Here is a 19815-nt window from a genome sequence, read left to right on the forward strand (position 1 = left end):
TGCGTGCACCTATAAGAGATTAGATCATGGCTGTAGGTTTAAGCCCGCCGGGCAAATTGTTCCCAGTTTCAGGTGTTACTTTGGGCGTCGTGTCCGCGGGTATTCGTTATCAAAATCGGAATGATCTGTTATTGATTGAGGTAAACGAAGGCACTACTGCGGCGGCGGTATTTACCCAGAATAAGTGTTGCGCTGCGCCGGTTTTGGTGGCTCAGCAGCATATGCAGCAGGCACCGGTTCGAGCGTTGTTGATCAACTCTGGCAATGCCAATGCTGTTACCGGAGAGCTTGGTGTAAATAATGCGGTTGGCAGTTGCGCCGCAGTAGCTGAACAGCTAGGTGTGGATGCCAATCAGGTCTTGCCATTCTCTACTGGTGTGATTGGTGAGCAGCTCAATATGACTGCGTTGTATGATGGAATTAAGTCGGTTGTTAGCGACATGCAGGAAGACAATTGGTTGGTCGCCGCTGAAGCGATTATGACAACCGATACTGTCGCTAAAGCGACATCACGTAGAATTGAAGTGGATGGCCAGCAAATAACGATTACCGGAATTGCCAAGGGGTCAGGCATGATTTGCCCCAATATGGCGACCATGCTGGCGTATGTTGCGACCGATGCTGGTATTGATCAGGCGGTGTTGGAGTCCTTCACACGACGTGCTGTGGCAGCGAGTTTTAATCGTATTACCGTGGATAGTGACACATCGACCAACGACGCGCTTGCGGTGTTAGCGACGGGTCGTTCTTCTTTGCAGATAAATGCGGTTGATGATGCTGCCGCCGAGCCATTCTATTGCGCGCTGGAGTCAGTGCTCATTGAACTGGCAACCGCGATCATTCGCGATGGTGAAGGCGCTACTAAATTTGTGCGTATTAATGTTACTGGCGCCTATTCTGAAAAGGATGCCCGCGCGGTCGCATTGTCAATTGCTCATTCGCCGTTAGTTAAAACGGCGTTGTTTGCCAGTGACCCTAATTGGGGGCGAATTTTAATGGCCTTAGGGAAGTCGCCAATCGGTCGATTAGATATGTCGAAAGTGGACATCAATATTGGTGGTGTGTCATTGATTGAGCAAGGCGAGCCAGCCCAGAGCTACACGGAGTCGCAAGGTAAAGCTGTATTTGAGCAGCCGGAAATTACGATTACTATCGACCTCAATGCTGGGGATGTGGATGACCATGTCTGGACCACCGATTTGTCACATGATTATGTGTCTATTAATGCGGACTATCGTAGCTAGTCAGTGCTATGAATCGTATTGTCGTTGCTGTTGGAATCGTTTATGACGAGCTAGGCCGATTGCTCGTAGGTCAACGAGTGGTGCGCGACCGGTACTTCAATAAATGGGAGTTTCCTGGTGGCAAGCTCGAGGACGGTGAGTCGGTGGAGCAAGCTCTTGTCAGGGAGTTTCAAGAAGAGGTCGGAATCCAAATAACGGCCAGCGAGCCGCTGATTGAAGTTAACCATGAATACCCCGACCGCAGCGTTAGATTGTTAGTTCGGACCGTTTTATCATATCAAGGGCAAGTTCGCTCGTTGGAAGGGCAGGCGCTTGCATGGGTTACCTTGGATGAGCTTGATGAGCTCGATTTTTTACAAGGCAATCAAGCGATTATTGATGCCTTACGCGGCGTCTGAGCTAATCTAAAGGCGCTTGGTGTCGTTCTGTTGGCTCAGCGTTAGATACTGATGGTGAAGCCGCTCTGTGGCTTGTCTTGCTGCAGCAAGGGTTGAGTTATTCTCGATCACATCATCGGCAAAGGCGAGTCGCTCAGTGTCAGACAGTTGGCTCGCCATAATTCGTTCAATTTCTTCGTGAGATAAGCCGCTGCGCGACTGTACTCGCCGAATCTTCGTTTCGTGGTCAGCGGTGACTACTAACACTCTGTTCATAATCTTGCCAAATTCAGATGTGCTGGTGAGTAACGGCACCACAACGACACAATACGAGAATTCGACCAACTGTATTTCTTGTAGCGTCGCGATGCGAATCGCCGGATGTGTGATCGCGTCTAGTTTGGCTTTGGTTTGGTCAGACTTGAAAGCTCGTTGACGTAGTTCGTTGCGGTTTAGTGAGCCATCTTCGAGCAGGATTTCATTACCAAAAAACTCCACTAGCGCGGAAAGGGCGGGCTGCCCGGGCTGAACTACTTGTCGAGCAATTACATCCGTGTCGATAATTGGTACGCCTAGGCTGCCTAAGTGGTCTGAAACCACCGTTTTGCCGCTTCCTATGCCACCAGTGAGTCCAACGGTGTAGATCGCCTGCTTGCTCAAGATAGGCCGCTTATGCGTAGATATAGATTATTTAATTGGTCGCCCCAAAGTAACGCGATCCATCCTGCTATGGCGATGTATGGGCCAAAAGGGATAGCGAGCTCGCCGTTCTCCTTTTTGGCAATCATGATCATGACACCGAAAATGCTTCCGAGTAAGGCGGAGATAAGAATGATCTGCGGCAAATATTGCCAGCCGAGCCAAGCACCGAGCATGGCCATCAACTTAAAGTCTCCAAAGCCCATACCTTCTTTGCCGGTTAGGCGCAGGAATACTTGGAACACGATCCAGAAACATAAGTATCCGGCGATAGCGCCGATTACAGCATCACTTGTTTGGCTGAAAACTGGCCATAGACTTAGTCCTAGGCCAAGCCATAAACTGGGTAGCACAATGTCATCGGGCAGTAGTTTGTGGTCGAAGTCGATAAATGATAGTGCGACCAATATCCAGGTCAATAGAACACCGAATGCGGCTTGAACGGACCATCCGAAATGGTATACCACTGCGGCGCTAAGCAGCCCCGTGAGCAACTCAACTAAGGGGTACCGAAGGCTGATGCTGACGCCGCACTGAGCGCACTTGCCGCGTAGCAGTAGGTAGCTGATTAGCGGGATATTCTGCCAAGGTTTAATCGGGGTCTTGCAATGCCCGCAATGTGATGCGGGCTTTGACAGTGTGGCTGGTTCAATTGCATCGTCGGGCGGTAGTTCAAGCCATTCTCTCGACTGCACAGTCCACTGGTATTTCATCATATTCGGCAAGCGATAGATGACAACGTTTAGAAAGCTACCAACCAATAGCCCAAACAATAGGCCGATAGAGGCGAGCGCACTGTGTGGAAGTGCTGATAGCTGTTCTAGCATGACGAACCTTGATGGTTAGAATACAGACGCCATCTTGAATATTGGCATATACATTGCCAATACCATGGTGCCGATAATTCCGCCTAAGACTGCGATCATCAACGGCTCAATAATGCTGCTTAGCGCCTCGACCGCATCGTCAACCTCTCGTTCAAAAAAGTCCGCTACTTTGTCGAGCATAACTTCTAGCTCACCGGACTCCTCACCACTGGCAACCATTTGTAACATCATATTCGGAAACATTTTAGTTTGAGCCATCGAATTTTCTAGTCCGCGGCCAGTGCTGATATCAGCTTTTACATCACTTACAGCTTTTTGATAGACTCGGTTGCCTGTTGCTGCACCAACAGTATCCATGCCATCTACTAATGGAACACCTGCGCCAAATACAATGGATAGAGTTCTTGCAAACCGTGCTAACGAGGACTTTTTTAAGATTGGGCCAAACATTGGCAGTCGGATCAGTAATCTATCTATGGCAAACTTCATTTTTTCAGATCGCTTATAAGCTGCAAAAAATGAGACGAAGCCTCCGGCTACTACAAGTACGAATATCCACCAGTAGCTTTGCATCCATTTGGACATATCTACGATTACTCGGGTCAACGTAGGTAAATCTGCACCTACTCCTTGGAATAAAACCTCGAACTGTGGAATAACGAATAGCAACAGTAAGATTGTGACTAGACATGCAATAAAGAGCACAATGGTTGGATACATCATTGCCGATTTGACTTTGCTTTTGATGGCTTCTAATTTTTCATTGTATGTGGCTACTCGCTCTAGCATTGTGTCTAACTTACCTGACTCTTCCCCGGCTTCAGTTAAGCTAGTGAAAAGCCGATTGAAGTACTTAGGATGCTTTTTTAGGGAGTTGCTGAGAGAGGTGCCTGACTCAACTTCGCGGGCTAGTTCAAGCATTAATTTTTCCATTGCTTGGCTGTCATGGCCCTTGCCGATTCCCCTCAATGTTTGAGCGATGGGTATGCCCGCGCCGATCATTGTCGCCATTTGCCGTGACGCAAATGAAATATCGACTGTTTTGATCGGTCGGCTGCCACTGAATAACGGCTTAGGCTTGCGCCTTATTTTGGTGACGCGAACTCCACGTTGCCGAAGAGTGGCACGTGCCTGAGATAGAGATGGTGCCTCAATGCTTCCACCGGTAGACGCACGTTTTTGGTTAACGCCTTCCCATTCGAATTCAAATACTTTTTTTTGGGTTGTTTTTGCCATAAGAGTTTGTTCTTGCACGCTGAAGCTTTAGTTTGGCTGTTTTGCCTGGAACATCTATAGATGTTGTGCCTTTGCTATTTCGAGTTGTGAGAATAGCGCGGCCTTGATGTTTGGATTACCTATAACTTAACACTAGGCCTACGAATATTATACTAAACTACTGATGTAAAAAGAAAAATATAGTATGAGTATATTATACGTTAGTGACTCGTTCAATTTCTTCAAGTGAGGTCACACCTTCTTTTACTTTGATTAAACCCGATCTTCGGAGGTCGATGGTGCCTTCTTTCTGGGCGGCAACCTCGATATCTTTTTCTGTACATCCTTCCATGATCAAGGTCTTAATATGATCAGATATTGGCATTACCTGAAATACCCCGGCGCGGCCCTTGTATCCTTCTGTGCATGATGGACACCCTTTCAGGTTAGGAGTGAAGGGGGTAAATGTACCGATTTCAGTTTCGGTAAAGCCTGCATCGAGTAGTGCTTTTGGTGGAAGCTCAGTCTCAACGCGGCAATGTTGACACAATTTTCTAACCAAACGTTGCGCAACAATGAGTTGCACAGCTGACGCGACATTAAATGCGGGAACGCCCATATTGAGTAACCGAGTTAAGGTTGCTGGGGCATCGTTGGTATGTAATGTACTTAGAACCATGTGACCAGTTTGCGCTGCTTTAATTGCGATCTCAGCGGTTTCTAAGTCTCGAATCTCGCCCAGCATTAGAATGTCTGGATCCTGCCGCAAAAACGCACGCAGAGCATCAGCAAAACCCATATTGGCTTTTTCGTTAATGTTAACCTGCGTGATGCCCGGTAATTGAATTTCCACTGGGTCCTCAACTGTTGAAATGTTCTTGGTTGGGTCATTCAGCATATTGAGAGCAGAATAGAGCGTCACGGTTTTACCGCTACCCGTTGGGCCAGTAATTAGTACCATGCCATAGGGGCGCTGAACAATGGCCTGATAGAGATCTAATTGCTGTGTAGTAAACCCGAGCGTGGTCAAATCTAAATTTGCCGCGCTGGAGTCAAGAATACGCATAACCACTTTTTCGCCGTATACCGTAGGAAGCGTGTTGACACGAAAATCGTAGGCTTTGGTGCGTGAAATTTTTAACTTGACGCGACCATCTTGAGGTATGCGCCTTTCGGCAATGTCTAGTTTAGCGATGATTTTGATTCGCGCGACGATTCGTGGCGCAATCGAAATGGGTTGCGTGGTGATTTTATGAAGAATGCCGTCGATCCGAAATCGAATTCTTAGTTCTCGTTCAAACGGCTCTATATGAATATCCGAGGTGCCGCGATTGATGGCATCAAGCAAAATTTTATTAACGTATTTAACAACCGGTGCTTCGTTTGGATCAAAATCTAAATCATCTTTAGGTTTGTCGTCACTGTCCTCACCTAAGTCTAGTTCGAGGTCACCTTCACCTAAGAAATCGTCCAAGGTGTCTTGCTGCTCTTCCTGAATTCTACTGATCGCCTTGGAGAGCGATGTCAGCTCAGTTTGGATTGGTAGAATTTGCAACCCGGTGTAGAACTTAATCTCGTCGATTGCCGATTTATTTGTTGGGTCAAACATCGCAACAAATAGATTTTTGCCACGGCGGAATAAGGGCAGCGCCATATGCCGTTCCACAAGTTTCATGTCGACATGATCCATCGGGATTTGCGTTACATCAAACGCATCCATATCAAACAATGGGCTACCGAAACGGTCAGAAAATTGTTTGCTTAGGTCATAGCTTGAGAGAATTCCTCGGTCATTTATTTGAGCGACAATATCTCTAGGTTCCTTATGCTCGACGATGATTTCTTCAATATCGTTGCGGCTAACCAACTCTAGATTGATTAGTGTTTGAGCGAGGGCTGGCAGTGGTTTGTTCATGTTGTAAAGCGATTTCTGTGCTGCTGGCGAGTGGATATAAATATACTCCAATTATCTAGAGTTTGCTCGGAATCTCCGTTGTTGAAGACAAGTGATTGTTTGTGATGGTGTCAAATGTAGGAAGGTTTCCTGCTTAGTTACGCTAATTTTGATGGGAATTATCTCGATTATGCAGGGTGATACTGCGCTAAAATAGCTCAATACTATTTGGATCACACACATTAATGCAGAGTAATGAACGCCCGGCAACGGCAGACGTATTTGGAATCCCCTATGCGATCACTGACTATACTGACGCGGCCAAGCGTGTTGTAACGCATGCGGTGGCTCGAACCAGTTTTTCTGTGTTTGCTTTGCCAGTGCATGGTGTGGTGGAGCGTCGTCGCGATGCAGAGTTCGCCGCCGCCATCGACTCTGCAAGTCTGGTTGTTCCAGATGGCCAGCCTATTCGGTGGGTGATGAATTGGTTGCATGGTGCGGGGTTAACGGATCGTGTGTATGGGCCGACTCTGTTGCATCATGTGCTGGCATCCCCACGTGAAACAGAGTTTAGGGTTTTTGTTTATGGCGGTAGAACGATCGAGGTACAACAAGCCTTTGTGCGGCACATCGAGCAACAATATCCGCACGTCGTGGTTTGTGGAGCCTATCGTGAGGAGCGTCCAGATGTGCAGACGTTATCGGCTGCGATAGTACAGGACACCAAGCCGAATTTAGTTGTCGTGGGGCTTGGTTGCCCCAAGCAAGAGAAATGGATTGCCACCAACCAGAATCAAATTGACGCGGCGTTAATGGGGGTTGGAGCAGCCTTTAGTTTTTTTTCAGGAGACCAACAGTCGGCACCACAATGGATGCAGGATCGCGGTCTTGAGTGGTTATATCGGCTGATAAAAGAACCGAAGCGATTGTGGCGCCGTTATTTTTATACGAATACAGTATTCATTATTCTTGTTTTTAAAGCGTTCGCTAATAGGGCTATACTCAAATTGATCAGATAGCTAGGTTGGTTGGCCACAGCTTAGATACGTTGACGCCGACGTACCTATTCGTGTAGGTTGGCACACATATAAGAACCCTAATTATTCAACTCATGTTTGCAAAGAAATCGATACTTATTACCGGCGGTACGGGGTCCTTTGGAATTGCGTTTACCCGTGAGCTTCTCAGTCGGTATCCGGACGTGCGCCGTGTCGTTATTTTTTCTCGTGACGAATTGAAGCAATATGAGATGGCTCAGGAGTTTCCTAACACTGAGTGGCCACAAATAAGGTTCTTTATCGGTGATGTAAGAGATAAAGAACGCCTACAAAGAGCTCTTCAAGGGATTGATACCGTGGTTCATGCTGCGGCGCTGAAGCAAGTGCCGGCAGCGGAATATAATCCATTTGAGTGCATTAAAACAAATGTGTTAGGCGCGCAAAATCTAATCGAGGCTTGTCTAGACACTGAGGTTGAGAATGTGGTCGCTTTGTCGACCGACAAGGCCGCTGCGCCAATCAACTTGTACGGCGCCACTAAGCTGTGTTCCGATAAATTGTTTGTCTCTGCAAATAATATTAAAGGGCGCAAACAAATCAAGTTCAGTGTTGTTCGGTACGGGAATGTGATGGGCAGTAGGGGCTCGGTAATACCTTTCTTTCTAAAGCAGCGGAGTCAGGGTACCCTTACAATCACCGACCCTCAAATGACGCGCTTCAATATCTCTTTGACAGAGGGCGTGGACATGGTGTTTTGGTCGCTTGAAAATGCCTGTGGTGGAGAAGTGTTTGTACCAAAGATACCGTCATACCGTATCACCGATGTTGCTGAAGCGATTGCTCCAGGCATGCAAACCGACGTTGTGGGGATTAGACCTGGTGAAAAATTGCACGAGGAAATGATTACCGAAAGTGATAGTTTGAATACCGCAGATCTTGGTCGCTACTTTGCTATATTGCCGGCCGGCCAAGGTATGTCTTTGCTGGATTATTGCGCTAAACAGGGTGGTGCCCCTGTAGAGCTTGGTTTTAAATATGACAGTGGCGGTAATACTGATTTTTTGAGTGTTGCAGAAATAAGGCAGCTGATTATTGATCATGTCGATTCAGACTTTACGGTTTAACAATTATGGTTAGCTACATACCGTATGGTCGGCAATCGATTAACGATGATGATATACGTGCGGTTACGGATGTTCTTACGTCGGATTTCTTGACCCAAGGTCCTGAAGTGCCGCGTTTTGAGGACGCTGTGCGGCATTTAGTCGATGCGCGGCATGGAGTTGCGGTAAATAGTGCAACTTCGGCGTTACACATTGCTTGTCTTGCGTTAGGCGTTGGGCCAGGCGATAGAGTATGGACCAGCCCAATTACTTTTGTGGCTAGTGCTAATGCAGCTCTGTACTGTGGTGCTGAGATTGACTTTGTCGATATTGATTTAGATACCATCAACATATCGGTTGCCGCTTTGGAGTCTAAACTAAAAATTGCTAAGCAAAGTGGTAACCTTCCGAAGGTTGTTATCGCTGTACACATGTGTGGGCAATCATGTGACATGGAGCGGATTTTCGAGCTAGGGCGTGAGTATGGTTTTAAGATAATTGAAGACGCGTCGCACGCTATCGGAGGTTATTATCAAAACCGCCCTATTGGTAACTGTCGTTATAGCGATATCTGCGTTTTTAGTTTTCACCCAGTGAAAATCATCACCACTGGCGAAGGAGGTATGGCACTTACCAATGACGATAAATTGGCTCGCAGAATGGAGCTTCTCCGCTCTCATGGTGTCACTCGAGAAGAGTCTGAAATGATTGATCAAAGTGATGGTGACTGGTTTTACCAGCAGATCGATTTAGGATTCAATTATAGAATGACTGATCTGCAGGCGGCGTTAGGGAGAAGCCAACTAAATAGATTAAGCTCTTTTGTTAAAGAGCGGCGTAATCAAGCGCTGCGTTACGAAGGTTTGCTTAAAAATAGTTCGATCCAGCTTCCGTTTGAAAGTGAGCACTGCCATAGTAGCTATCATCTATTTGTGGTTAGACTAAGTATCGATGCTTGTAAGGGACGATCCAAAGTGTTCGAAGATATGCGCAGTGCTAATATTGGTGTAAACGTGCATTATATTCCAGTATACAAGCAGCCTTACTATCGCCGATTAGGGTTTGTAGATAACTATTGTGAAAATGCTGAGTTATATTATTCCCAAGCATTAACTTTGCCTCTTTACCCTAGCTTAAGCATCGCAGATCAAGAGCGTGTAGTACAAGTATTAGAGGAGGCCGTGTTGAAATGAACGTGGCAGTAATTCCAGCGCGTGGCGGGAGCAAGCGAATCCCCAGAAAAAATATTAAGGACTTTCATGGCAAACCTATACTTGCATGGTCAATTAAAGTTGCACTGCAATGTGGTTTGTTTGATCGGGTTTTGGTGTCAACAGATGATGAGGAGATTGCTAGGATTGCTCAACAGTTTGGTGCTGAAGTACCTTTTTTGCGTCCTGATGATCTAGCTGATGATTTTACGACCACTGTTGAAGTGATCGCGCATGCCGCGAGATGGCTAGAGAGTGATGATTCTAAAACTGACACCATCTGTTGTATCTATCCGACTGCGCCATTTCTCGATGTGAGTGATTTAACTACCGCATGGCATCGAATCAGTGCAGGGGGGCACTTGTACGTGGTCTCTGCAACACTGCTTGAAACATCGATTTATCGTTCGTTTGAAACCGGTGTTGACGGGCAAATTGAGTTGGTGTTTCCAGAGCACCTTAGTACCCGAAGTCAAGACCTCCCATTGTCATGGTGTGATGCTGGTATGTTTTACTGGGGTACTAGTGAAGCTTGGCTGGCACGCAAGGGTCTCTTGGAGAGCCATTCAGTGGTAACTCAGATTCCTCGTTGGAGGGTTGTAGACATCGACACCGTTGAAGATTGGGAGCGTGCTGAATTAATGGCTCCTCTAGTGTTTGATCGAATCCATTCTTGTTAACAAACATGCAAGTTGCAATCCGAGCAGACGCCAGTGTGGATACTGGTATCGGCCATATTATGAGAACGCTGGTGCTAGCCAATGAACTGGATCGTCGCGGCGCGGACATAAGCTTTTTTTGTCGACGCATTCCCTGTTACCTCGCAGATAAAATACGTAAGGAAGGTCATCAAGTGTTTATGCTTGGTGGCGGCAGTGATGCGAACATTGACGCGGTCTCACTGCTAGAATTTCCTTGGCTTGGCGTCTCGCAAGAGCAAGATGCACTAGATTTTGAATCAAAGCTTGATCAGGCAAGCTGGGACTGGCTTATCGTAGATCATTACGGGCTTGATCGGAGTTGGGAGTCACTGGTCGATAACTGCTTCCAGCGGAGCTTGGTGATTGATGACCTGGCAAACCGTAACCATCAGTGTGATTTTCTGCTAGATCAGACTTATGCAAGGGAGCCTGCTATGTACGCGCATTTAGTTCAGCCAGATACTGTAATTTTTGTTGGAGCTAACTACGCGTTACTAAGAGATGAATTTCGGGCTATGCGGGACAAGAGTCTTCGGAGCAGAGGTTGTCGAGATTTGCAGCGCATACTTATCATGATGGGTGGTACTGATCCAGGCAATATCGCTGGCCTGGTACTGGCGAATTTGGCGAAGATCAAGGACTGTAAATTTGAGTTTGTCCAACTTGTGGTAGGATCTCAATCGCCTAAGTTGGCTGATTTGAAGATGCAACTGCCGAGTTTGCCATTTGAGACTGAACTACTAATTGATACAGATAATGTTGCTGATCTCTTGTATCGAGCAGATTTGGTAATCGGTGCAGCAGGGAGTTCTGCTTGGGAGCGATGTTGCCTTGGCGTGCCGTCATTGATAGTTGAAGTTGCTGAAAACCAGAAGCAGATAGCATTATCGTTGCATTCGGTTGGGGCTGCATTCAATATGGGCAGTATCGACGATGAAAATTTTTCTATAAAAATGATCGAGAAGTGTTCTGAGCTGTTTCATGACCCTGCCATGCTTAAAGCTATGAGTGACAAAGCAGCGGAGATTACGAGAGGTGATGGCGCTAAACAAATTGCAAACGCCATGATGAGGTATTCAACGATATGAATGTTACGATTCTTTGCTCTTCGGCTGAGCATCCGGTGATGCCCTACCTTGTCGATTTCGCGCGAAGTAATTTAGCTACCCATTCTGTGTCTATAATTACTAATATCGAAGATTTAAGCGAGGGTGATATCCTGTTTTTGGTTTCATGTTCCGAAGTAGTGCCTTGTGCGGTGCGAGAAAAATATAGCGCCGCTATTGTGCTGCACGCTAGTGCATTGCCTGAAGGGCGGGGTTGGAGTCCACATGTTTGGGCGTTGCTAGAGGGCCGGGATACGCTCACCGTTAGTGCAATAAACGCGGAAGACATAGTCGATACTGGAGATATTTGGGCGCAGGAAGAGGTGGTGATCCCCAGGACGGCTCTTTATGACGAAGTTAATTCGATAATTTTTACTACTGAAATTAAATTGATGCAGTTTGTTTTAGATAATATGGATCATATTGAGCCAGCGCCCCAGGCAGATAGCGGTACCTCATCTTACTACCGGCGCAGGACTCCAGCGGATAGTGAGCTAAATCCCAATGACACCCTTGAAGCGAATTTCGACTTGTTGCGAGTTTGTGATCCTGTTCGGTATCCAGCGTTTTTTCGTTTACGAGGCAAGGTATATAAATTAAGTCTAGAAAGAATGGAAGAGATCAATAATGATTAAAATCGGACAATCTGTAATCGATGAGGGTTCTCGGCCATATGTCATTGCTGAGATGTCTGCAAATCACAATGGCAAGATAGAAAATGCGTTTGAAATTATTCGGCAGGCTAAGTTAGCAGGTGCTGATGCGGTAAAGATTCAAACCTATCGACCTGACACCATAACACTTGATAGTTCACTTCCCGATTTCCAGATTACAGAAGGGCTATGGAGTGGGAAAACCCTCTATGAACTATATGAATGGGCGCATACTCCTTGGGGTTGGCACAAAGAACTTTTCAATAAGGCTAAGGAGTACGACATTACCTTATTTAGTTCACCGTTTGATAATACCGCGGTCGATCTATTAGAGGACTTGGGTGCCCCCGCATATAAAATTGCTTCGTTTGAGGCAGTCGACCACCAACTCATTGAATATGCCGCAAGTACCAGTAAACCATTAATTATATCGACAGGTATGGCGAATGAGACAGAAATTGAAGAGGCTATTGATGTCGCTAAACAGGCAGGATGCACTCAACTTGCGATTTTGCACTGCGTGAGTGGATATCCGGCTCCGGCTGCTGATTATAATTTAAGCACTATCTTAGATATGCGTAATCGTTATGGTGTATTGACCGGTTTATCCGACCATACTCTCTCTAACACAACTGCTTTGGCTAGCGTTGCGTTGGGAGCAAAGATAATTGAAAAACATTTTACTCTTGATAGAAACGGTGGTGGCCCCGACGACAGTTTTTCTATAACTCCTAGTCAGTTGGTCGAGCTTGTCCAAGGGTGTCGTGAGGTCTGGAGCGCAGTAGGCAAACCAAGCTATCATCAAAAGGACAGTGAGAAAGATAATATAAAGTTTAGGCGGTCACTTTACTTCGTAAAGGATGCTTCTGCTGGCACTATTGTTAACGAACAGCATATTCGCAGTGTTCGGCCAGGGTATGGAATTGCGCCGAAGTTCTATAAGGAATTAGTGGGGAAGCGCTTAGTCAAAGATGTGTCGCGCGGTACAAGGGTTGCATGGGATGCCTTCGAGGACTAATTTTAATCCTCAATGAGTAAATTAGACTTCATTCGAAAATCGGCCTTATCGCTGAACTATCTGGGTCTTGTTCTTCGAGGCTTATCTATGTTCAGCAAATTGGTTTTAGTCTTGCTGTTGACCAAATATTCGGGATTGGAACAGCTGGGTATATATGGCTTGTTTGTATCCAGTGTCGCAGTGCTGAACTACTTGCAAGGGTTAGAGTTTTATCGATACACGGCTAGAGAGCTATCCCTCTCAGACCCGGAGCGCAATACTCAGATGATAGTGAATCAATTTGCTATTCATCTGGTGACTTACCTTGTAATTCTCCCAATATCAGTATTTGCATTCTGTGGTAATTTTTTGCCATGGGAGTTGCTTGGTTTCTTTTTGTGGATATCGGTGTGTTCACACATTGGGCAAGAAGCTAATCGATTGCTTATTGTGTTTGGAGGTATAACTCAAGCCTATATTGTATCTTTTGTTGTGCATGGTTTATGGGCATGCATCGCCATAGCTATATTTTTTTACTATCCTGAGCAAGCCAACCTGAGGTCGATTCTTTGGCTTTGGGGCGCGTCATCTTTAGTGGGTGTTGTGTTGGGTGGAGGCTATCTTTCTCAATATATTGTGCTGGGTAGCTTAGTTTTGAAAGTTGATTATGGTTGGGTGGTTCGTGGCCTTAAGGTTTGTGCCAAATTTTTTGTTGCAGTTATGGCTGTGAAGACAATTGAGTTGAGTGATCGATTCTTTTTGCAGTACTACTATGATGAAGCTTTGGTTGGTGTGTATACGATGTTTGGCAGCGTAGCGAAATTGGTTCAGGAATTTGTTTATACGGGCTTGATTGTCACTGTAATACCTTTGTTGCTTAGTCACTATCGTGAAAAAAAATTCGCTGAATACGAAAGGTTGTTGTGGGGGTTACAAAAAAACATTGTCATTTTTTCGCTGTTGATCACGGTCGTTGGAATAGCCGCGATGTATCTTCTTTTGATTTATTTAGATCGAGTCGAGCTCAAAGACAATATATTCACTTACTTTATTCTGCTATTTAGTGCCTTTGTTATCAACTTAAGTATGATTCCATATTATCGACTTTACCTTGCGGGTAAGGAAATGATTTTGGCTAAGACGGCACTGGTTGGAATGCTTATTAATACGATGCTTAATCTATTGCTAGTGCCGGTCTTTGGCGCGATTGGAGCGGCTACTGCTACAATCGTTTCATTCTGTTTTATTTACCTTGCGAATATGTATTTGGCTTCCAAATACACTTTGAGGCATGCAAGATGAAAAAGGTCCTAATCCTATTAGGCGATTGCCCAGGGCAATACGTTCCATTAATGCATAAAATTGCTTCCCAGCTAATTAGTGATGGGGTGGAGGTGGTTTTTGCTGCGACCTCTCCGTTTTATGAGCGGTTTACCAATACGAATTGTGGAGAAGTAGCGCCTATCTATTACCTTTCAGATTATTTAAACAATGAGTTTGATGCTGAAACATTAGCCTCCATAGAGATCGACTATTGGACTGCATATCCCACATTTATTAGAGATAATTATTTCTATGGTCGCCATCGTTCAAGTTGGGATGAATATAAAAAAATCGTGATGTTTTTTGATGAAATATTTGCGGGCAATCGGTTTGATGTTGTTGTCAGCGAACCGCCATCAAACTCATTTCTCTATATTGGCTATTCTAAGGCTAAGCAGGTGGGAGCTGAGTTTATTGGCTTTATGCCTGCGCGTGTTGAGGCGCATGTTAATATTTTTCAGGATCCTTACGGGGAGAAGTTATTGACAAATTCCTCGGAGGTGATTGGCGCCTCGGTTGATTACACTAAACCGCCAGACTACCTCAAGCCTCGGAAAGGGGAGCTGGCGTTTTTAAAGACTATCCATCGGTTAATCCGATCGTTCAATTTAATATCCCTGAAGTCGCACGAAACCGGTAAGACTTTTCTGCACCAGCTTCGAGCTTATTATAAAAAGTATATTTGGAGAAGGATTCGCTACCGCTGGGTCAGCCTTTCAGATGTGTTCGTGGACGATATTCAATCACCGGATACGATAAACGTGCTTTTCCCAATGCATTTACGGCCTGAGTCGTCAACTTCGGTTTTGTCTCGCTATTATGAATATGACTTGGAATTATTGAAAAATATTGCCTTTTCGCTGCCGAGTAACGCTCGGCTCATAGTGAAGGAACACAAGCAGGCGTTAGGCACCAGAGATATATCTTTCTACAGATATGTTGCATCTTTACCTAATACTTATTTATTGAATCCGAATTTTGACTTAAAACCGAATATTAACCGCTTTGATGCTTTAGTTACGCTTACCAGCACCGCTGGCTTTGAAGCGCTTTGTGCAGGAGTTCCTGTTTTACAGATGGGGAGAACCTTTTATTCGAATTATGATGGAGTCGTTCTGGTGGACTCCTTCGCAAAATTGGAAAGCGCGCTCAGAGGATTAGAGAAAAAGTTGCTAAAGCCAAACCCACAAGTAATGCATCACTATATGTCTAAGTGTTTTCCTGGGCATTTCAATTACATGCATGATGAGGTGTTGTCCGACCAAAATGTACAAAGATTGCTGTTCCCGATTTATAGTGTTCTTAAACTAACAGGTGAATTAAACTGATGAAGCACGATTCGGTAGTTGAGGAGAATAAGCGTTTTTACAATGCGCAGTATCAAAACAAGAACTTATTCTTGGTCTTTTTGCATACCCTAGTTTCTTTCGATCAACAGTCAAAGGCACGAGTGAATGCCCGTGTTTTGTTGCCAGTCATTGACGAATTCCTCTCTACTAATGATTCAGGTTCGGTTAGCCTACTCGATTTTGGTTGTGGTTGGGGTAGTTTGTTATTGAAAATGCCTAAGAGAATTCAGCTTTATTGTTTCGATTTGTCAAGTCAGGCGATGACCAATGTTTGTAAGATATTAAGCTGGTCAGGTCGTTCGGTGATTCCTGCGCGGATTGAGGATTCATCTATCCTTGAGCCAGCAGAGTTGGATTTTATAACCTGTTCACATGTTTTAGAGCATGTTTCAGATGATGAGAGTATTTTGCTTGCATTTCATGCCTCGCTAAGCGACCAAGGAGTGCTCTTGATAAATGTGCCGATAAATGAGGTATGGGATGACCCGAAACATGTTCGCCCTTATACCAGGGCTTCATTACGTCAATTGTTGATTAGATGTGGGTTTGAGCCGATGCATGAGGAGGCTTGTGACAAATGGACTGGGTATTTTTTAGAAAAACAATTTGTTGGAGCTGATGCTCGTTTGGGGACTCGGGTCATAATTCGATGTGCCAAATTGGTTTTAGCGCTCACTCCACTTAAGCTAGTTGAGTGGAGTGAGCGAAGATTTTTTGAACATCGAGAACCGCAGCAATTAATAGTATTGGCGCGTAAGGCTAGGTACTAGAGCTTCGGAACTTGCGATGGTTGTCGTGTTCGTCCGAAGTGGTATTAGTAACTATTTAACGAAATACATATAACAGAGCCAGTAAGAAAAAATATGCCTAAACCTGCAAGTGAACATGATTTTTTAGAGCAGTGCTTCGACGATCTTTTCCCGATGTTTCGCTCAATTACAGGACCCGGGATTGAACAGTCGATCGAGTATTTGACTCAATTTATGCCGCTGGTTTTGGAAAAGGTTCCGTCGGGCTCTAAGGTATTTGATTGGACAACTCCGCGTGAATGGCACTGTCAGAGAGCTCGGCTCTGGGGGCCGAATGGCGCACTGATTTGTGACACAGATATAAATAACCTTCAGGTCGTTAATTACTCAACTCCAATCGACAGAGATGTGTCATTAGAAGAACTGAAACAGCACTTGCATCATTTACCCGACCTGCCGACAGCTATTCCATACGTCACCAGCTACTACAAAGAAAACTGGGGTTTTTGTATTTCTAATGATGTTTATGAATCGCTTTCAAATGGTACTTATCGAGTTCTAATCGAGGCAAAATTTATTGATGGAGGTGTCCCTTTTGCATCTTGTGTTTTGCCTGGGGAAAGCGAAAAGGAAGTTTTACTCAGTAGCTATTTATGTCACCCATCACTGGCGAACAATGAGCTGAGTGGCCCGCTTGCGTTGTTGTCACTATATCGAAGGCTTTCTAGCTGGAAAAAAAGAAGATATACATATCGATTCTTAGTTAACCCAGAGACTATTGGTTCTCTGTGTTTTATTCATCGTTATCAGGACCATCTAAATAAATTTCTAGTTGGTGGCTTGATTCTAACTTGCGTAGGTGGGCCAGCCGAAAGGCTGCGTTACAAAGCCAGTCGTCGTGGCGACACGATTATGGATGAACTGATGTTCGCGCTAAGCGAAGGTAAAGAAGGCTGCGGAATATCGCTTGAGTATCAAAACTTTGATCCAACAAGCGGCAGTGACGAACGACAGTATTGTGCACCAGGATTTAACTATCCTATGGGGCAAATTTCGCGGACGGTGTATGGTGAATATGATGGTTATCATAATTCCTTAGATGATAAACAGTTTATGGGAATAGATTCATTGCTAAACAGTGTTGATGCTATTGAGAGAGTACTTACGGTATTTGAGATTAGTGGCTATCCCGTAAATCAATCACCTTTCGGAGAACCTCAACTGGGTAAGCGAAATTTATATCCGAGCATGAATTCGCAGAGTACCCGTGATAAGTCTGACGATATGACCATTGACTCTCGAACTAAGTTAAATCGTATATTAACTTTATTAAATATGGGCGATGGACTTAACCGCATGCGAGTGGTGGCAGATGCCTGCCATTGCAGTGTTGAAGAGTTGCGATATACTGTCGAGGAACTAGAGGAGCAAGGCCTGTTGAAGTTGGAAGTTAGATCATGAATATCATATTTATTACGGGCAATCACCCGCGTCATAAGTACATAGCAAGAAGAATTGCTGAGACTGGACATCTTTCCACTGTTATTAGCGAGGTGCGTGAGAATCATGTGCCAGCCCCGCCGACCGGTTTGTCAGAGCATGCTGAGTCCTTGTTCAGTATGCATTTTCAAAAGCGTCAAGAAGCCGAGTCGAAGTTTTTCGAAGATAAAGATTGGCCGGATTGCAGGGTTGTTGAGATTACTCGCGAACAGCTAAACGGCCCTATCGTTAAGTCGATCTTATCCGAAAATCCAGTTGACTTGCTTTTAAGCTATGGGTGCCACAGGCTCGATGATCCTACTTTAGATTTGGTGGTAGGCGAGAGATGGAATATTCATGGTGGTTTGTCGCCTTGGTATAGAGGGGCGATCACACATTTTTGGCCCAGTTATTTTCTGGAACCTCAAATGACTGGTATGACTATTCACGAATTGACAAAGGAATTAGATGCTGGGGCCGTGGTTCATCAAGCTGCTGCCGACTTGGTTCGTGGTGACGGTGTACATGATTTGGCTTGTCGCGCGGTTTTAAAGGTTGGTGAAGAGCTGCCTACGGTAATCAGTTTGTTGCGTGGATCCTCTGTTCCCCTGATTAAGAAGCATCATAGTACTAGTGGCAAACTTTGGTTGGTTAATGACTGGAGGCCGGAGCACTTGCAGTTGATCTACGAGACTTATGGAGACAAGGTTGTCGACCAGTATCTCGATGGAGCATTTCAAAATAGAGAACCGAAGCTATTTAGGCAGTTTTAGCTAACTAATCTAAATAATTGGATTTTAATCAATTATATAATCTAGTCTTGATCACAATATTACCTCCTTGAACATCCTTTCCATTCTTTCTGTGAAAATTTCTTTAGAGTAATTGGTTTCAAATTTTCTCCGACCATTTTCGCCAAGTTTTTTTACAAGGCCCGGAGCTTCGAGTAGCTGCTGGATCGTTAAGGCTAATGCAGTGCTGTCTTGTGTTGGAATTAGGAGTCCTGTCTGTGAATTGTCAACAATTGATGGAACACCACGCCAGAAAGTTGAAATCACGGGTAGCCCAAATTGCATGGCCTCTAGAATAACTAGGCCAAATGTCTCAGATTCGTAAAAAGTTGGGAAGCAAAGTACATCGGCATCTTCGTATGCTTTCCATTTAATGTCACCCGTTAGTACGCCCTTGAATGTGACTTGTTCTATTAGTCTAGAGTTCTGTACTATAGCTAAGCATTTTGTTTCGAACTCAGGGGATTCAAAGGCGCCAAGGAAACTTGCTGTAAACTGATGTCCTGCTTTACATAATTGTTTCAGCGCCGATAATAAGACTAGTACACCTTTCGATTCGCATAGGACCCCAACAAATAGTATGTGCTGAGGGTTGCGAGGGTAGGTTCGGGTAAACATTCGGTCTGTTGCATAGTCGTGAATACCATAGGGAATGATATAGCTACGTTTTGCTTTCAATACATGGTCGTCTCTGGGATTTTCTTGAGCGAGTAAAATTGCAGCATCGGCACTAAAATAAGCAGCTCTGTAAAGGGTTTTTAAGGTTGTTGAAAGCGTGGGGTATAGCTCACTAACGCCACCTGCATGATAATGAAATACGGTTTTTTTAAACATCCAACGAGTGCAGAGAAGTATTGTGATGTCTCTATACATCGGAAGTTTATTTGGGCCGGCGGGGGGGTAATATAGGATGGTTGCTCCAGTGCGAATTCTAGCTAAAGCAATACGAAAAATAGTTTGAGCCAAATGCCAGACTTTCTTGATTTTAAATATGCCTATCTCGTCGATTGTTGCAGAAAATGCCATCCGAACATGAAAGGTTTGTATTTCTTTATACTTACTCCTTATTAGATTTTCTATCATAATTGATTGACCGTTA

19 protein-coding genes are annotated in these 19815 nt (G+C 44.9%); 14 read left to right on the plus strand and 5 right to left on the minus strand.

The genetic code is table 11. The features are described 5' to 3' along the window. Positions 1-26 precede the first annotated feature (26 nt). Positions 27-1244, plus strand: a complete 1218-nt coding sequence (gene argJ / locus DFR28_RS13395; protein ID WP_113954864.1) for a bifunctional glutamate N-acetyltransferase/amino-acid acetyltransferase ArgJ — start codon at positions 27-29, stop codon at positions 1242-1244. 8 nt (positions 1245-1252) lie between these two features. Beyond that, the gene (mutT, locus tag DFR28_RS13400; RefSeq protein ID WP_113954865.1) at positions 1253-1642 is read left to right on the plus strand and encodes an 8-oxo-dGTP diphosphatase MutT; all 390 of its coding nucleotides are present in this window, start codon (positions 1253-1255) and stop codon (positions 1640-1642) included. Between the two features lie 6 nt (positions 1643-1648). Here mutT and coaE read toward each other — a convergent pair whose 3' ends face one another. The 4 genes from coaE to pilB form a co-directional block, all read right to left on the minus strand. After that, entirely contained in the window at positions 1649-2281 is a 633-nt protein-coding gene (gene coaE / locus DFR28_RS13405; RefSeq protein WP_170132098.1) for a dephospho-CoA kinase, read from the minus strand. Continuing rightward, a complete protein-coding gene (locus tag DFR28_RS13410; protein WP_113954867.1) occupies positions 2278-3147 on the minus strand; it encodes a prepilin peptidase in 870 nt (289 codons plus the stop codon). Before DFR28_RS13410 ends, coaE begins: the two co-directional genes overlap by 4 nt. Before the next feature lie 15 nt (positions 3148-3162). Further along, positions 3163-4383 carry a type II secretion system F family protein gene (locus DFR28_RS13415; protein ID WP_113954868.1) on the minus strand — a complete coding sequence of 407 codons (1221 nt, stop codon included), beginning with the start codon at positions 4381-4383 and terminating at the stop codon, positions 3163-3165. Positions 4384-4576: 193 nt separating this feature from the next. Further along, the gene (gene pilB / locus DFR28_RS13420) at positions 4577-6277 is read right to left on the minus strand and encodes a type IV-A pilus assembly ATPase PilB (protein ID WP_113954869.1); all 1701 of its coding nucleotides are present in this window, start codon (positions 6275-6277) and stop codon (positions 4577-4579) included. A gap of 224 nt (positions 6278-6501) precedes the next feature. Between pilB and DFR28_RS13425 the strand changes: the two genes are divergently transcribed. From DFR28_RS13425 to DFR28_RS13480, 12 genes are all read left to right on the plus strand, one after another. Beyond that, positions 6502-7275, plus strand: a complete 774-nt coding sequence (locus tag DFR28_RS13425) for a WecB/TagA/CpsF family glycosyltransferase (protein ID WP_113954870.1) — start codon at positions 6502-6504, stop codon at positions 7273-7275. A gap of 92 nt (positions 7276-7367) precedes the next feature. Continuing rightward, a complete protein-coding gene (gene pseB / locus DFR28_RS13430; RefSeq protein WP_113954871.1) occupies positions 7368-8378 on the plus strand; it encodes a UDP-N-acetylglucosamine 4,6-dehydratase (inverting) in 1011 nt (336 codons plus the stop codon). 5 nt (positions 8379-8383) lie between these two features. Next, positions 8384-9550, plus strand: a complete 1167-nt coding sequence (gene pseC, locus DFR28_RS13435) for a UDP-4-amino-4,6-dideoxy-N-acetyl-beta-L-altrosamine transaminase (protein WP_113954872.1) — start codon at positions 8384-8386, stop codon at positions 9548-9550. After that, positions 9547-10248 carry a pseudaminic acid cytidylyltransferase gene (pseF, locus tag DFR28_RS13440; RefSeq protein ID WP_113954873.1) on the plus strand — a complete coding sequence of 234 codons (702 nt, stop codon included), beginning with the start codon at positions 9547-9549 and terminating at the stop codon, positions 10246-10248. Before pseC ends, pseF begins: the two co-directional genes overlap by 4 nt. 5 nt (positions 10249-10253) lie before the next feature. Next, positions 10254-11357 (plus strand): UDP-2,4-diacetamido-2,4,6-trideoxy-beta-L-altropyranose hydrolase, encoded by a 1104-nt coding sequence (gene pseG, locus DFR28_RS13445; RefSeq protein WP_113954874.1) that lies wholly within the window; start codon positions 10254-10256, stop codon positions 11355-11357. After that, positions 11354-12010, plus strand: a complete 657-nt coding sequence (locus DFR28_RS13450) for a formyltransferase family protein (RefSeq protein WP_113954875.1) — start codon at positions 11354-11356, stop codon at positions 12008-12010. Before pseG ends, DFR28_RS13450 begins: the two co-directional genes overlap by 4 nt. Then, the gene (pseI, locus tag DFR28_RS13455) at positions 12003-13046 is read left to right on the plus strand and encodes a pseudaminic acid synthase (protein ID WP_113954876.1); all 1044 of its coding nucleotides are present in this window, start codon (positions 12003-12005) and stop codon (positions 13044-13046) included. Before DFR28_RS13450 ends, pseI begins: the two co-directional genes overlap by 8 nt. Positions 13047-13058: 12 nt before the next feature. After that, positions 13059-14327 carry an MATE family efflux transporter gene (locus DFR28_RS13460; protein WP_113954877.1) on the plus strand — a complete coding sequence of 423 codons (1269 nt, stop codon included), beginning with the start codon at positions 13059-13061 and terminating at the stop codon, positions 14325-14327. Further along, the gene (locus DFR28_RS13465; RefSeq protein ID WP_113954878.1) at positions 14324-15676 is read left to right on the plus strand and encodes a capsular polysaccharide export protein, LipB/KpsS family; all 1353 of its coding nucleotides are present in this window, start codon (positions 14324-14326) and stop codon (positions 15674-15676) included. Before DFR28_RS13460 ends, DFR28_RS13465 begins: the two co-directional genes overlap by 4 nt. Next, the gene (locus DFR28_RS13470; protein ID WP_113954879.1) at positions 15676-16467 is read left to right on the plus strand and encodes a class I SAM-dependent methyltransferase; all 792 of its coding nucleotides are present in this window, start codon (positions 15676-15678) and stop codon (positions 16465-16467) included. Before DFR28_RS13465 ends, DFR28_RS13470 begins: the two co-directional genes overlap by 1 nt. 93 nt (positions 16468-16560) lie before the next feature. After that, the gene (locus DFR28_RS13475) at positions 16561-17907 is read left to right on the plus strand and encodes a DUF4910 domain-containing protein (RefSeq protein ID WP_113954880.1); all 1347 of its coding nucleotides are present in this window, start codon (positions 16561-16563) and stop codon (positions 17905-17907) included. Continuing rightward, positions 17904-18698, plus strand: a complete 795-nt coding sequence (locus DFR28_RS13480; protein WP_113954881.1) for a formyltransferase family protein — start codon at positions 17904-17906, stop codon at positions 18696-18698. Before DFR28_RS13475 ends, DFR28_RS13480 begins: the two co-directional genes overlap by 4 nt. A gap of 51 nt (positions 18699-18749) precedes the next feature. Here DFR28_RS13480 and DFR28_RS13485 read toward each other — a convergent pair whose 3' ends face one another. Then, positions 18750-19799 (minus strand): glycosyltransferase family 4 protein, encoded by a 1050-nt coding sequence (locus DFR28_RS13485; RefSeq protein WP_170132099.1) that lies wholly within the window; start codon positions 19797-19799, stop codon positions 18750-18752. Positions 19800-19815: the final 16 nt, after the last annotated feature.

Source organism: Arenicella xantha (assembly GCF_003315245.1).
Classification (GTDB): domain Bacteria; phylum Pseudomonadota; class Gammaproteobacteria; order Arenicellales; family Arenicellaceae; genus Arenicella; species Arenicella xantha.